The sequence below is a fragment of the Burkholderia sp. YIM B11467 genome (assembly GCF_052952715.1).
The window spans coordinates 201,141-215,347 of record NZ_JBQVSQ010000009.1 but is presented as its reverse complement, the minus strand read 5'-3'; the positions used below and the strand labels follow the sequence as shown (position 1 = coordinate 215,347).

Annotated in this window: 11 protein-coding genes; 9 read left to right on the top strand and 2 right to left on the bottom strand. The window is 67.1% G+C overall.

Going from position 1 to position 14,207, the window contains the following annotated elements; translation table 11 throughout:
• Window position 1 precedes the first annotated feature (1 nt).
• The 7 genes from ACTRWB_RS28205 (at window position 2) to ACTRWB_RS28175 (ending at window position 9,190) form a co-directional block, all read left to right on the top strand.
• Complete coding sequence (locus ACTRWB_RS28205) at window positions 2-1,927, top strand: (Fe-S)-binding protein (RefSeq protein ID WP_446903779.1); 1,926 nt, start codon at window positions 2-4, stop codon at window positions 1,925-1,927.
• An 8-nt stretch (window positions 1,928-1,935) separates the two neighbouring features.
• The gene (locus ACTRWB_RS28200) at window positions 1,936-3,105 is read left to right on the top strand and encodes an electron transfer flavoprotein subunit alpha/FixB family protein (protein WP_446903778.1); all 1,170 of its coding nucleotides are present in this window, start codon (window positions 1,936-1,938) and stop codon (window positions 3,103-3,105) included.
• A complete protein-coding gene (locus ACTRWB_RS28195) occupies window positions 3,102-3,887 on the top strand; it encodes an electron transfer flavoprotein subunit beta/FixA family protein (RefSeq protein ID WP_129515639.1) in 786 nt (261 codons plus the stop codon). The genes ACTRWB_RS28200 and ACTRWB_RS28195 overlap by 4 nt, the downstream gene beginning before the upstream one ends.
• A 52-nt stretch (window positions 3,888-3,939) precedes the next feature.
• Complete coding sequence (locus ACTRWB_RS28190; RefSeq protein ID WP_129515638.1) at window positions 3,940-5,181, top strand: aromatic ring-hydroxylating oxygenase subunit alpha; 1,242 nt, start codon at window positions 3,940-3,942, stop codon at window positions 5,179-5,181.
• A gap of 29 nt (window positions 5,182-5,210) precedes the next feature.
• Window positions 5,211-6,359 carry an FAD-binding oxidoreductase gene (locus tag ACTRWB_RS28185; RefSeq protein WP_446903777.1) on the top strand — a complete coding sequence of 383 codons (1,149 nt, stop codon included), beginning with the start codon at window positions 5,211-5,213 and terminating at the stop codon, window positions 6,357-6,359.
• A 133-nt stretch (window positions 6,360-6,492) separates the two neighbouring features.
• On the top strand, window positions 6,493-7,356 hold the full coding sequence (locus ACTRWB_RS28180; RefSeq protein WP_446903776.1) for a glycine betaine ABC transporter substrate-binding protein: 864 nt from the start codon (window positions 6,493-6,495) through the stop codon (window positions 7,354-7,356).
• Window positions 7,357-7,534: 178 nt separating this feature from the next.
• On the top strand, window positions 7,535-9,190 hold the full coding sequence (locus tag ACTRWB_RS28175; RefSeq protein WP_446903775.1) for an APC family permease: 1,656 nt from the start codon (window positions 7,535-7,537) through the stop codon (window positions 9,188-9,190).
• Between the two features lie 159 nt (window positions 9,191-9,349).
• Here the strand turns inward: ACTRWB_RS28175 and purU are convergent, their stop codons facing one another.
• Both purU and ACTRWB_RS28165 read right to left on the bottom strand, forming a co-directional pair.
• The gene (purU, locus tag ACTRWB_RS28170) at window positions 9,350-10,234 is read right to left on the bottom strand and encodes a formyltetrahydrofolate deformylase (protein WP_446903774.1); all 885 of its coding nucleotides are present in this window, start codon (window positions 10,232-10,234) and stop codon (window positions 9,350-9,352) included.
• Between the two features lie 173 nt (window positions 10,235-10,407).
• A complete protein-coding gene (locus ACTRWB_RS28165; RefSeq protein ID WP_048243314.1) occupies window positions 10,408-11,313 on the bottom strand; it encodes a choline sulfate utilization transcriptional regulator in 906 nt (301 codons plus the stop codon).
• A gap of 240 nt (window positions 11,314-11,553) precedes the next feature.
• Here ACTRWB_RS28165 and betC point away from each other — a divergent pair, with 240 nt between their 5' ends.
• Window positions 11,554-13,089, top strand: a complete 1,536-nt coding sequence (gene betC / locus ACTRWB_RS28160; RefSeq protein WP_446903773.1) for a choline-sulfatase — start codon at window positions 11,554-11,556, stop codon at window positions 13,087-13,089.
• Window positions 13,090-13,134: 45 nt separating this feature from the next.
• Window positions 13,135-14,100, top strand: coding sequence for a choline ABC transporter substrate-binding protein (gene choX, locus ACTRWB_RS28155; RefSeq protein ID WP_446903772.1), 966 nt, complete (start codon window positions 13,135-13,137; stop codon window positions 14,098-14,100).
• Window positions 14,101-14,207: the final 107 nt, after the last annotated feature.

The window sequence follows — 14,207 nt, the reverse complement described above, 5'->3', positions numbered from 1 at the left end:
GATGAATCCGTCCTTCCTCATTACCGCACTGTTGTGGCTGTCGGTGGCGGGGCTCGCGTTCGCGGTCGCGAAGCGCTCGTCTTACTGGCGCCTCGGCCGGGCCACGGCGCCCGGCTCGTTCGGCATCGCGAACCTGTTCGCGATTCCGAAGCGTTATTTCGTCGACCTGCACCATGTGGTCGCCCGCGATCCGTACATCGCGAAGACCCACGTCGCGACGGCCGGCGGCGCGATCGGCGCGCTCGCGCTGGTGTTCGTCAACTACGGCCTCGCGATCTACTCGCCGTGGCTCGACAAGCTGATTTTCCTCGCGGCGCTCGCGATGCTGGTCGGCGCGGTGTTCGTGTGGCGCCGGCGTGCGGCGAAGGACGTGCCCGCTCGCCTGTCGCGCGGCCCGTGGAATACGCTGCCCTGGCTGCTCGGCTCGTTCGCGCTCGGCCTCGTGCTGTTCGTGCTGGTACCGACCGGCGCGATGTCGGGGGCGTTCGCGGTGCTCTGCGCGCTGCTGATCGGCGTCGGCGCGTTCACGATGACGGTCGGTGCCGCGAAGGGCGGCCCGATGAAGCACGCGATCGCCGGCCTGCTGCACCTCGCGTTCCACCCGCGCCAGGAGCGTTTCGCGGCAACGCGCGAGTCGTTCACCGGCAACGGCACGGCCACGCCGCCGACCGCGCTGAAGCTGCCGGACCTCGAGCATCAGGACTACGGTGTCGCGAAGCCGGTCGAATTCCGCTGGAACCAGCTGCTGAGCTTCGACGCATGCGTGCAGTGCGGCAAGTGCGAAGCCGCGTGCCCCGCGTTCGCGTCGGGCCAGCCGCTGAACCCGAAGAAGCTGATCCAGGATCTGGTCGTCGGGATGGCGGGCGGCACCGATGCGGCGTACGCGGGCAGCCCGTCGCCGGGCCTCGCGGTCGGCCAGCATCGCGGCGAGCCGAACGGCCCGATCGTGTCGGGCCTGATCGAAGAACAGACGCTGTGGTCGTGCACGACCTGCCGCGCCTGCGTGCAGGAATGCCCGATGCTGATCGAGCACGTCGATGCGATCGTCGACATGCGCCGCAACCGCACGCTTGTGCACGGCACGGTGCCCGGCAAGGGCCAGGAGGTGCTCGCGAACCTGCGTGAAACCGGCACGATGGGCGGTTACGACGCGGCCGCGCGCTACGACTGGTCGGTCGACCTGAGCGCGCCCGTCGCGCAGCCGGGCAAGCCGGTCGACGTGCTGTTTGTCGCGGGCGAAGGCGCGTTCGACATGCGCTACCAGCGCACGCTGCGCGCGTTCGTCAGCGTGCTGAACAAGGCCGGCGTCGACTACGCGGTGCTCGGCTCGACCGAGACCGACACGGGCGACGTCGCGCGCCGGCTCGGCGACGAAGCGACGTTCCAGCAGATGGCGAAGCGCCTGATCGGCACGCTCGGCACGCTGTCGTATCAGCAGATCGTGACGGCCGACCCGCACGTGATGCACAGCCTGCGCAACGAATATCGTGCGCTCGGGCTGCGCGTGACGGTCAAGCACCACACGACCTACCTCGCGGAACTGGCCGAGAGCGGCAAGATCGCGCCCAAGGCCGTCGACGCGCTGCGCGAGAAGCGCACCACGTATCACGACCCGTGCTACCTCGGCCGCTACAACGGCGAGACGGAAGCGCCGCGCAAGCTGCTGAAGACGATCGGCATCCAGGTCGTCGAGATGGAACGCAACGGCATGCGTGGCCGCTGCTGCGGCGGTGGCGGCGGTGCGCCGCTGACCGACATCCCCGGCAAGCAGCGCATTCCCGACATCCGCATCGCCGATGCCCGCACGATCGGCGCGGACGTGGTCGCGGTTGCGTGCCCGAACTGCACGGCGATGCTCGAAGGCGTCGTGGGCCCGCGCCCCGACGTGCTCGATGTGGCCGAACTCGTTGCTGCGTCGCTGGAGTGAGTGAATCGATGAACACGATCAAACGAATCGATCCGCGCCGGCCGTTCGTCATCACGGCCGCGGGCCTGAAGCGCATCACGCTCGGCGAGGAAGGCAGCGCCGACGCGAACGCCGCGCATTGGTCCGCGCACGGTCATGGCGCCGTGGCCGCGAAGCCGCGCCGCGCGGTGCAGGACCCGAAACACGTGATGCTGGTGGTCGCGCACGGCGAACGCGGCGCGCTCGACGACCATTCGCGGCAGGCGATCGCCGCCGCCGCGCTGCTTGCCGACGCGCACACCGAAGTCGCGCTGCTCGCATTCGGTGAACTGAAGGACGACGTGGCCGAACTCGGCGTCGACAAGCTGGTTGAACTCGGCGGCTTCGATCGCCGCGCATTCGATCCCGAAAGCGAGTTGCAAGCATTGCAGGCGTGTGTGGCGGCACTCGCGCCGAAGCATGTGTTCGTGCCCGACAACGCGACGGGCGACGGCGATCTCGGCCGGCGCTACGCGGCGGCCGCCGGTGCGAGTGTCGCGACGAACGTCGTCGAGATCGACGCGAAGCATGTCGGCGCGTATGCACACGCCGGCCGTGCGTTCGCAACGCGCGGGCTGCCCGACGTGATCCTGCTCGCGCAGAACGCGGTCGACGCGAAGCTGCCGTTCGTCGGCGCGGGCGAACGCCTGGCCGCCGACTTCATCCGCCCGGCGGGCGATGCCGCGCAGCCGTATCGCGATCTCGGCCTCGACGAAATCGATGCGGCCCAGGTCGCGCTCGAGGAAGCCGACTTCATCGTGTCGGCCGGCAACGGCGTATCCGACATCGGCGCGTTCGAGCGGCTGGCCGGCGCATTCGGCGCGGCGATCGGCGCGAGCCGCGTCGCGGTCGACAACGGCCACTTCACGCGCGACAAGCAGGTCGGTGCCACCGGCAAGACGGTCGAGGCGAGCGTGTATATCGCGTTCGGCATCTCGGGCGCGGTGCAGCACCTGCAGGGGATCAAGGACTGCCGTCATGTGATCGCGGTGAACCTCGACGGCAGCGCGCCGATCGCGAAGCGCGCGAACCTGACCGTGGTCGGCGACGCGCAGGCGACCATCACCGCGCTGATCGAACAGGTGCAGGCCGCGCGTGCCGCGCGCGGCGAATCGCCGGCCGCGGTCGGCACCCGTGAACCGGAAGGAGTTGCCGCATGAACGCCCCCCGCCAGTTGCAACGCATCGCGGTGCTCGTGTCCGTCGGCCGGCATCCGGTCAGCGGCGTCGCGCGCTACAGCCGCAACGATGCGGCCGCGCTCGAAACCGGCCGCCAGCTCGCCGAACGGCATCGCGCGCGGCTCGACGTGATCCATGCGGGCGACCCCGCGAATGCGGCGCTTGCCGAATATCTCGCGCTCGGTGCGCGGGACGTCGAAGTGCTGGCCTGCCGCGACGACGACGATGCCGTGCACGCGCTTGCCGCACGCGTCGAAGGCTACGACCTCGTGCTGACCGGCACGCGCGCCGAGGGCGCGTACGACACCGGGATGCTGCCGTATCGCATCGCCGCCGCGCTCGGTTATCCGCTCGTCGGCTCGGCGGTCGACGTGACGGTCGAAGGCGGCCGCGCGGCGGTCCGGCAATTTTTGCCGAAAGGCTTGCGGCGGCGCGTCGATGCGGCGCTGCCGGCCGTCGTCGCCGTCCATCCGCTGGCCAATGCCGAGCCGCGCTACGCGTATGCAAGGCTGCGCGCCGGCGCGATCCGGCCGGCGCTCGCGGCGCCCGGCGCGGACGCCGACGCGGCCGCGTGGCAGGTCGGTCCGGTCGAGCGTAAACCCGTAAAACTGGTCGCCGCCGAGAAGCGCTCCGGGCATGCCCGGATGCTGTCCGCGACGACGACCGAAAGCCGTGGCGGCAACGTCGTAAATGAAGGGAGTTCGGTCGAAAAAGCACAAGTGATACTCGCGTATTTGCGCGAGCATCAGCTCATCGACTACTGATTTTGATGCCTGTCGGCAAGAACCCAGGGATGCAAGGAATCCGGAGCAAACGATGAAAGTATCGGCAGACATTCGTGCATTGATCGAGCGGCGCAAGGAAGGGCACAGCCTCGATGCGCCGTTCTACACGAGCGAGGACATCTTCGCGCTCGACATGGAGGCGATTTTCCGCCAGCACTGGATCCAGGTGGCGGTCGAGCCGGACATTCCCGAGCCGGGCGACTACGTGACCGTGGAACTGGGGAGCGATTCGATCCTGATCGTGCGTGACGACGACATGGCGATCCGCGCGTTCCACAACGTGTGCCGTCACCGCGGCGCGCGCCTGTGCAACGAGGATAAAGGTTCGGTCGGCAACATCGTGTGCCCGTACCACAGCTGGACCTACAACCTGACGGGCCAGCTGATGTTCGCCGAGCACATGGGCGAGAAGTTCGACCGCTGCAAGCACAGCCTGAAGTCGGTGCACGTCGAGAACCTCGCGGGCCTGATCTTCATCTGCCTCGCCGACGAGCCGCCGGTCGACTTCGCGAAGATGCGCGCCGAGATGGAGCCGTACCTGTTGCCGCACGACCTGCCGAGCACGAAGATCGCCGCGCAGATCGACATCATCGAGGAAGGCAACTGGAAGCTCACGATGGAGAACAACCGCGAGTGCTATCACTGCGTCGCGAACCATCCGGAGCTGACGATTTCGCTGTACGAATACGGCTTCGGCTACCAGCGTTCCGACGCCAACGCCGAAGGCATGGACGCGTTCGCCGAGACGTGCGTGCGGCGCGGCAAGGAGTGGGCCGAGATGGGCCTGCCGTCCGCCGAGATCGAAAAGCTGCTCGACGTGACGGGTTTCCGCACGCAGCGCCTGCCGCTCGATCGCCACGGCGAATCGCAGACGCTCGATGCGAAGGTTGCGTCGAAGAAGCTGCTCGGCGGGTTCGACAAGGCCGACCTCGGCGGGCTGTCGTTCTGGACGCAGCCGAACTCGTGGCACCACTTCATGAGCGATCACATCGTGACGTTCTCGGTGATCCCGCTGTCGGCAGGCAAGACGCTCGTGCGCACGAAGTGGCTCGTGCACAAGGACGCGAAGGAAGGCATCGACTACGACGTGAAGAACCTCACGGCCGTGTGGAATGCGACCAACGACCAGGATCGTGCGCTCGTCGAATTCTCGCAGCGCGGCGCGACCAGCAGCGCGTACGAGCCGGGTCCGTATTCGCCGTTCACGGAAGGTCTCGTCGAAAAATTCTCGGCCTGGTACATCGGCCGGCTCGCCGAAAAAACCGGCGAATAGGTCATAGCAGCGAATTAGCGGAGCAAGACATGATGCGAGATGCGGCCAATTTCGAGCCGACGGACAGCCGGGTGACGCGCCCGGCGTTCTGGAACGCGCTTCCCGAGCGCTGGACGAGCGACGTCGAGGAAACGCTGGTGTGCTGCCAGGTGCGGCAGGAAACGCACGACGTGAAGAGCTTCTTCTTCCGTTCGCCGCAAGGCCGCTCGTTCTCGTTCGAGCCCGGGCAGTTCCTCACGCTCGAGCTCGACATCGATGGCGAGACGATCAACCGCTGCTACACGATCTCGTCGTCGCCCGCGCGGCCGCACACGGTGTCGATCACGGTCAAGCGCGTGCCGGGCGGCAAGGTGTCGAACTGGCTGCACGACAACCTGCAGCCGGGCGCATCGGTGCGCGTGCTCGGCCCGGCCGGCGAATTCACGTGTGCGCGGCATCCGGCGCGCAAGTACCTGTTCCTGTCGGCCGGCTCGGGCGTGACGCCGCTGATGTCGATGAGCCGCGCACACCATGATCTCGCCGAGGATCGCGACATCCTGTTCGTGCACAGCGCGCGTACACCGGACGACATCATCTTCGCGCGCGAGCTCGACCTGATCGCGTCGAATCACACGAATTTCCGCACGTCGTTCGTCGTCGAGCGCGTGGGTGCGCGCACGAACTGGCCGGGCGTCACGGGCTTCCTGACGCTGCCGCTGCTGAAGCTGATCGCGCCGGATTTCATGGAACGCGAGATCTTCACGTGCGGCCCCGCGCCGTACATGAAGGCCGTGCGCGACCTGCTCGACGAAGCCGGGTTCGACCGCAAGCAGTATCACGAGGAGAGCTTCTCGTTCGAGACGCTCGCGCAGACCGCGAGCGACGAATTGCTCGCCGATCTCGCACCGCCGGCCGAAGACGGCGACGCCACGACCAAGCAGTTCACAGTCAGCTTCGCGAAGAGCAACCGCGAGATCGTGTGCGGCTCGGCGCAGCACGTGCTCGACGCGGCACGCCAGTCGGGCGTGCGGCTGCCGGCATCGTGCACGCAGGGCATGTGCGGCACCTGCAAGGTGAAGCTCGTGTCGGGGCAGGTGGAGATGAAGCACAACGGCGGCATCCGCCAGCGCGAGATCGATCAGGGCATGGTGCTGCTGTGCTGCAGCAAGCCGCTGTCCGATCTCGTGATCGACAAGTAGTCGCAACACGCCATCGGCTGTCCGGACGCGTCGTGTCCGGACAAGCATCCGTCGGAAAACAACGATACCGCGGATTTGTGGTTGAAGAACCTAGAGAGACAACGCGCGCAGGCGCACATCAAGGAGATCGACCATGAAGCTGTTCGGAAAATTGTTGTGGACCGGCGCGCTGTCGGCAATGGTGGCACTGAGCGCGTCGGCGCTCGCCGATACGAAACCGACGCTGAAGATCGGCTACGTCGAAGGCTGGGACGACAGCGTCGCGACGTCGAACGTCGCGGCCCGCGTGATCGAGAAGAAGCTCGGTTACCAGGTCCAGCTCGTGCCGGTCGCGGCCGGGATCATGTGGCAGGGTGTCGCGCGCGGCGATCTCGATGCGACGCTGTCCGCGTGGTTGCCGGTGACGCACGGCTCGTACTGGGATGAGTACAAGGCCAAGGTCGTCGACCTCGGCGCGAATTTCCCGGATGCGAAGATCGGCCTGATCGTGCCTGCGTATGTGAAGGCGAAGAGCATCGACGACCTGAACGCGGAGAAGGCCAATTTCGGCGGCCGGATCGTCGGTATCGACGCGGGTGCCGGCGTGATGCGCAAGACCGACGAAGCGATCAAGAGCTACGGGCTGAACTACACGCTGATGCCGAGTTCGGGCAGCGCGATGACGGCCGAGCTGTCGCGTTCGGTCAATGCGAACAAACCCGTCATCGTGACCGGCTGGGCACCGCACTGGATGTTCGCGAAGTGGAAGCTGCGCTTCCTCGAGGATCCGAAGAAGGTGTTCGGCGGCGCCGAGCACGTCGACAGCGTCGCGAATCCGTCGCTTGAAACGAAGGCCAAGCCGGTCGCCGCGTTCCTGAAAAAATTCCAGTGGAAGCCGGGTGAAATCGACAGCGTGATGCTGGCGATCCAGAACGGCTCGAAGCCGGAAGCGGCCGCCGATGCGTGGATCGCGGCGCATGCAGACCGCGTGAATGCGTGGACGGACGGCGCGCAGTAAGTACCAGACGATACGTCATACGAACCATCAAAGAGACACGCCGGGAATGGCACGCAGGAATCCGAAATAATCGTGATGCAATGCGGCCATATCCCGGAATTGTTTTTCCGATTCTGCAAAAAAGTGCGTAAGTTGTTACACTACGGCCCTTGTGCGGAGTCATCACAGGAGGAATTGGATGAGTCAGGCAGGACTGCGTGCGAACCGCACCAGTGATGTTGAGGCAACCATCTCACATGATTCGACGGGCCACACGCTGCATCGTGGCCTGACTTGGAAAGACGCATTCTGGGTAACGAGCGGCGTGCCGGCTGGCGTGCTGTTCACGATCGGCGGCGTATGCGCGACGATCGGCCAGCCCGCGTGGGCGATCTGGATCGCCGCGATCACGATGGGGCTGATCCAAAGCGCGACTTATGCGGAAATATCGGGGCTATTTCCCCATAAATCGGGCGGCGCGTCGGTGTATGGCGCGATCGGCTGGGTCCGTTACAGCAAGCTGATTGCCCCGGTGTCCGTGTGGTGCAACTGGCTCGCGTGGTCGCCGATGCTCGCGCTCGGCTGCGGCCTCGCGGCGAGTTATGCGCTCACGAGTCTCTTTCCCGCCAACGCGGCGGTGCTGCACTGGCAGCTCAAGGTTGCGGATCTCGGGTTCATCAAGCCGGGTCTGTCCCTGCGGATCAACGCGACGTTCATCATCGCGACGATCCTGCTTCTCATCACGTTCAAGCTTCAACACAGCGGTGCATCGAAGGCTGCGCGCACGCAGCGCATTCTCGGCATCGCGTCGCTCACGCCGCTGTTGATCGTCGGCATCGTGCCGTTCGTCACCGGCGACGTGCCGATGTCGAACCTGCTCCCGCTGCTGCCGCTCGGTCACGACGCGCACGGCAACCTCACGGCCGCGACGTTCGGCTCGTGGAACGGGCAAGGCGTCACGATGGCGCTCGGCGCGATGTTCATGGCCGGCTGGGCGTCGTACGGCTTCGAAACGGCCGTGTGCTACACGCGCGAATTCCGCGATCCGCGCCGCGATACCGCGAAGGCGATCTTCTGGTCGGGCGCATTGTGCCTCGTCGTGATGACGCTCGTGCCGCTGGCGTTCCAGGGTGCGCTCGGCACGCAGGCGATGCTCGATCCGGCGATCGGCGACGGCACCGGTGTGGCGGCCGCGATGGCGAAGATCGTCGGCGGCGGCGCATGGGTCGCGAATGCGGTCGTCGTGATGCTGATGCTGTCGATCCTGCTGATCGTGATGACGTCGATGATGGGCTCGTCGCGCACGCTGTATCAGGCATCGGTCGACGGCTGGCTGCCGAAGTACCTGTCGCACGTGAACGAGCACGGCTCGCCCACGCGCGCGATGTGGACCGATCTCGGCTTCAACCTCGTGTTGCTGATGATGTCGGACTACATGACGGTGCTGTCGATCTCGAACGTCTGCTACATGTTGTTCGTATTCCTGAATCTCCAGTCGGGCTGGATCCACCGGATGGATCGCGGCAACTGGGATCGGCCGTTCCGCTGCCCGACCTGGCTGCTCGTCGGCGGCGCGATCTGCGGTTATGCGAACCTCGTCTATGTCGGTGCGGGCGCGAACCTGCAGGGTGACGGCACGCTGCGCAACGGGCTGATCGCGATGTTGCTGATCGTGCCGGTGTTTCTCTATCGTCACTACTGGCAGGATCGTGGTCGGTTCCCCGCGCAGATGCAGCGCGACATGGAGCTCGAAGTGCCGAAGCGCGCGAAGTGGCTGAATCTGATGCCTTATGCAGCGCTGATCGGCGCGGGGCTGACGATCTGGTTGTCGTATTACTTTGCGTGGGTGAAGTGACGAGGTAATGCGTGCGTCGCTGCGCGCGATGGTCCCCGGAAACCGCACACGGGGCCATCGCGTGAAGCGTCAAATGCAACGCGATCGAAAAAAAGGCCTGACGGTACAGCCGTCGGGCCTTTTTTGTTTTCTCGGGGTTCGAACGAACGTGCTGTCCGCTTACGAAAACACCACCGTCCGATCGCCGTTCAGGAACACGCGCCGCTCGATGAACGCCTTCACTGCACGCGCGAGCGTGATCGATTCGACGTCGCGTCCGACCGCGAGCAGCTGCTCCGGCCGCAGCGCGTGATCGACGCGCTCGACGACCTGCTCGATGATCGGGCCTTCGTCGAGATCGTCGGTGACGAAGTGCGCGGTCGCGCCGATCAGCTTCACGCCGCGCGCATGCGCCTGGTGATACGGCTTCGCGCCCTTGAAGCCGGGCAGGAACGAATGATGGATGTTGATCGCGCGGTTCGCGAGTTTCGCGCTCGTTTCCTGCGACAGCACCTGCATGTAGCGCGCGAGGATCACGAGCTCGGCGCCGCTCGACTCGAAGAAGTCGAGCCACTGCGCTTCCTGCTGCGTCTTCGTGTCGGCCGTGATCGGGAAATGCCGGAACGGCAGCCCGTGCTGTTCGGCGAGCGGCTCGAAGTCGGGATGGTTCGACACGATGCCGACGATATCCATCTTCAGTTCGCCCATCCGCCAGCGGAACAGCAGGTCCGCGAGGCAGTGCTCGAGCTTCGACACCATGATTAGCACCTTCGGCCGTGCGTTCACGTCGTGGATCGCCCATTGCATGTCGCCGTCGTGGCCGCCGAGCGCGGCTGCGATCGGCGCGAATTCCTGGCGCAGCGCGTCGATCTGCAGCGTTTCATCCGTCGGATGAAACACGCAGCGCACGAAGAAACGGTTGCTGAGGTCGTCGTCGAACACGTTCAGCGCGTCGACGTAACAGCGATGGCGATCGAGAAAGCCGACGACGGCGGCGACCTGGCCGGCCGCGCTCGGGCACGACAGTGTCAGGACGAATTGATCGGGGCGGTGCTCGGCGGTCATGAGACTCCTCGGTTTGCATGGGGCGCACGGCCGTGCGGCGGCGCACGAAAGCGCCGCGCCGCGCGGTTGGCGGGAGGCTCAAGTAAATCAGGACGATTTTGGGGAGGATAGAACCAACGCGCCGTGTGGCTGGTATCGGCGCGCCAGCGCGCGGAGGGGGCAGGCTCGGCGCGTCAGGCGCTCGCGCACGCGTCGAGCAGCCAGCGCCGGAACACGTGGGTCGCGTCCGGCTCGGGCCGTTGCGGCGGCCGCACGAGGAAGTAGCCGCGCGACGTGACGACAGGCGCGTCGACAAGCTTCACGAGCTGCCCGGACGCGACGAGTTCGTCGACGAGCGGCGACCAGCCGAGCGCGACGCCTTCGCCGAGCAGCGCCGCGTGGATCACGAGCGCGTAGCTGTTGAAGGTCACGCCGCGCGCGGCGGCCGCCGTGTCGAGGCCGTGCGCGTCGAACCAGCCGGACCACGACAGCCAGCGCTCGGGGCGCGTCGGCTGCACGTGCAGCAGCGGCAGCGCGAGCAGCTGGTCGGCCCGCGCGACGTGCGGGTGCGCATTGCGGAACGCGGGCGAGCACACGGGCGTGACGGATTCGGGGAAGAGCCGCGCGGCCGTGCACGACGGCCAGTGGCCGTCGCCGAACAGGATCGCGATGTCGCCGTGGTCGCGCTGCGCGTCGTAATCCTGTGACGTGACCACGCGCACGTCGACATCCGGCATCACGCGCTTCAGGCCCGCCAGGCGCGGCATCAGCCAGTAGGTCGCGAAGCCGAAGTCGGTGACGATCGTGAGCGCGCCATGCTCGCGGCGCGCGCGCAGCGTCGCGGTGGCGCCGCGCAGCGTGTCGAGGCTCAGCCGCACGGCTTCGTACAGGCACTCGCCGTCGGCCGTCAGCGTGACGCCGCGCGGGCTGCGCTCGAACAGCGGCACGCCGAGCTCGGCCTCGAGCTGGAACACCTGCTGGCTCACCGCCGGCTGCGTCGAGCCGAGCTCGCGCGCGGCGGCCGTGAAGCTCGCGAGCCGGGCAGCCGACTCGAACGCGCGCAGCGCCTGCATCGACGGTAACGGTTCGGATTTCGACATAAGCCCCTCTAATGGCCCCATAAGGGCAGGACGCCTACCCGCCCGAATTCGGGCGGGGGATAGTGCATCGGACGGCACGGCACGCGCGCTTCATGGCCGCCGCACCCGGCCTTCCGCGATTCTAGCCAGTCGCGACGGGCACGCGCGGCACTTTCTGCGGGCCGCTTCCGTCATGCCGGACGTCTCGCTGCCCGAGCGGCGCGCCGTTCCATTCGAACACCGCTTTCCCCACGACCGCCGATGACGAACCCGACACCCAACATCCTGATCCTGATGGCCGACCAGCTCACGCCGTTCGCGCTGCCGGCGTACGGCAACCGCGTCGCGCGCACGCCGACGCTCGACCGGCTCGCCGCGCAAGGCGTGGTGTTCGACGCCGCGTACTGCGCGAGCCCGCTGTGCGCGCCGTCGCGTTTCTCGCTGCTGACCGGCAAGCTGCCGTCGGGGATCGGCGCCTACGATAACGCCGCCGAATTGCCGGCGCAAACGCTGACGTTCGCGCACTACCTGCGCGCGGGCGGCTACCGGACGATGCTGTCCGGCAAGATGCATTTTTGCGGGCCCGACCAGTTGCACGGCTTCGAGGAGCGGCTCACGACCGACATCTATCCGGCCGATTTCGGCTGGGTGCCCGACTGGGACAGCCCGGCCGAGCGGCCGAGCTGGTATCACAACATGAGTTCGGTGCTGGAGGCCGGCCCGTGCGTGCGGACCAACCAGCTCGATTTCGACGACGAGGTCACGTTCGCCGCGAAGCAGAAGCTGTACGACGTCGCGCGCGAACGCGCGGCCGGCCACGATGCACGGCCGTTCTGCATGGTCGTGTCGCTGACCCATCCGCACGACCCGTATGCGATCACGCGCGAATACTGGGATCGGTACCGCGACGACGAGATCGACATGCCGGCCGTGCGGCTCGGCGCGGCGGACAGCGACCCGCATTCGCAGCGGCTGCGGTTCGTCTGCGAGAACGACCGCACGCCGCCGACCGACGCGCAGATCCGCGCCGCGCGCCGTGCGTACTACGGCGCGACGTCCTACGTCGACACGCAGTTCGGCAGCGTGCTGGCCGCGCTCGAGCAGTGCGGGTTCGCCGACGACACGATCGTGATCGTCACGTCGGACCACGGCGACATGCTCGGCGAGCGCGGGCTCTGGTACAAGATGACGTTCTTCGAAGGCGGCTGCCGCGTGCCGCTGATCGTCCATGCGCCGGGCCGTTTCGGCGCCGCGCGCGTGCGTGGACCGGTGTCGCACGTCGACCTGCTGCCGACCCTCGTCGACCTGGCCGGCGCAGCGCCCGCTGGCGGCTGGCCCGACCCCGTCGACGGTGCGAGTCTCGTGCCGCACCTGCACGGCACGCCCGCGCACGATGTCGCGCTCGGCGAATACCTTGCGGAGGGCGCGGTCGCGCCGGTCGTGATGATTCGCCGCGGCGACTGGAAGTACGTGCATTGCCCGGCCGATCCCGACCAGCTTTACCACCTCGCGGACGACCCGCGCGAGCTGACGAACCTGGCCGGCGCGCCGGAAGCCGCCGACGTGCTCGCGGCGTTCCGCGCGGAAGCCGCGCAACGCTGGAACCTGCCCGAACTCGACCGGCAGGTGCGCGCGAGCCAGCGGCGCCGGCGCTTCCATTACGCGGCGACGACGCAGGGCCGCATCCAGGCGTGGGACTGGCAGCCGTTCACCGACGCGAGCCAGCGTTACATGCGCAATCACATCGAACTCGACACGCTCGAGGCGATGGCGCGTTTTCCGCGTGTCGGGCACTGAGTGTCCCGCATCGCGAACCTGAACGAACGACGGAGGAAGCGGACGATGGAACGGCAATGCAACACAGCAATCCGGATCGGCGCGGCGCTTGCAGCGGCCGCCTGCCTGATGACGACGCAGGGCGCGCACGCGGCCGACCCGCAGACCTGCGGCGACGTGAAGATGGCGGCGCCCGGCTGGACCGACATCGACGCGACGAACGCGATGGCGGGCGTCGTGCTGAAGGCGCTCGGCTACCGGCAGGACGTGGCGAACCTGTCGGTGCCGATCACGTACCAGGGGCTCAAGAAAGGGCAGGTCGACGTGTTCCTCGGCAACTGGATGCCTGCGCAGGCGCCGCTCGTGAAGCCGTTCGTCGACGAGAAGTCGATCGACGTGCTGCACGCGAACCTGAGCGGCGCGAAGTTCACGCTCGCCGTGCCCGACTACGTGGCGGCCGCGGGCGTGCATACATTCGCCGACCTCGCGCGCTACGCCGATCGCTTCGGCGGCAAGATCTACGGGATCGAGCCCGGCGCGCCCGCGAACCAGAACATCAAGCGGATGCTGTCCGACCATGCGCTCGGCCCGGCGAACTGGTCGCTCGTCGAATCGAGCGAGACGGGCATGCTCACGCAGGTCGAGCGCGCGGTGCGCGACAAGCGCTGGATCGTGTTCCTCGCGTGGGAGCCGCACCTGATGAACACGAAGTTCCACCTGACCTACCTGTCCGGCGGCGATACGTATTTCGGCCCGAACTACGGCGGCGCGACGGTCAACACGGTCACGCGCGCCGGGTTTGCCGGCCAGTGCGCGAACCTGGCGCGGCTGTTCCGGCAGATGACGTTCTCCGTCGACGTCGAGAACCGGATGATCGCCGACATGCTCGACCACAAAACCTCGCCCGCAGTCGCGGCGCAGCATGCGCTGAAGGCCGACCCGGCGCTGGTCGCCGGCTGGCTGGACGGCGTGACGACCGCCGCCGGCGCACCGGGCCTGCCGGCCGTGCGCGCGGCCCTCGACAGCCATTGACCTCCCCTCTGGCGGCCGGCTTTTTGCCGCGCCGCCTGTCTACGTGTTTTCCCGACCGGTCGCATCGTGACCATTTGGTGTCGCCTTCAGACGGGTGACCCGAAATA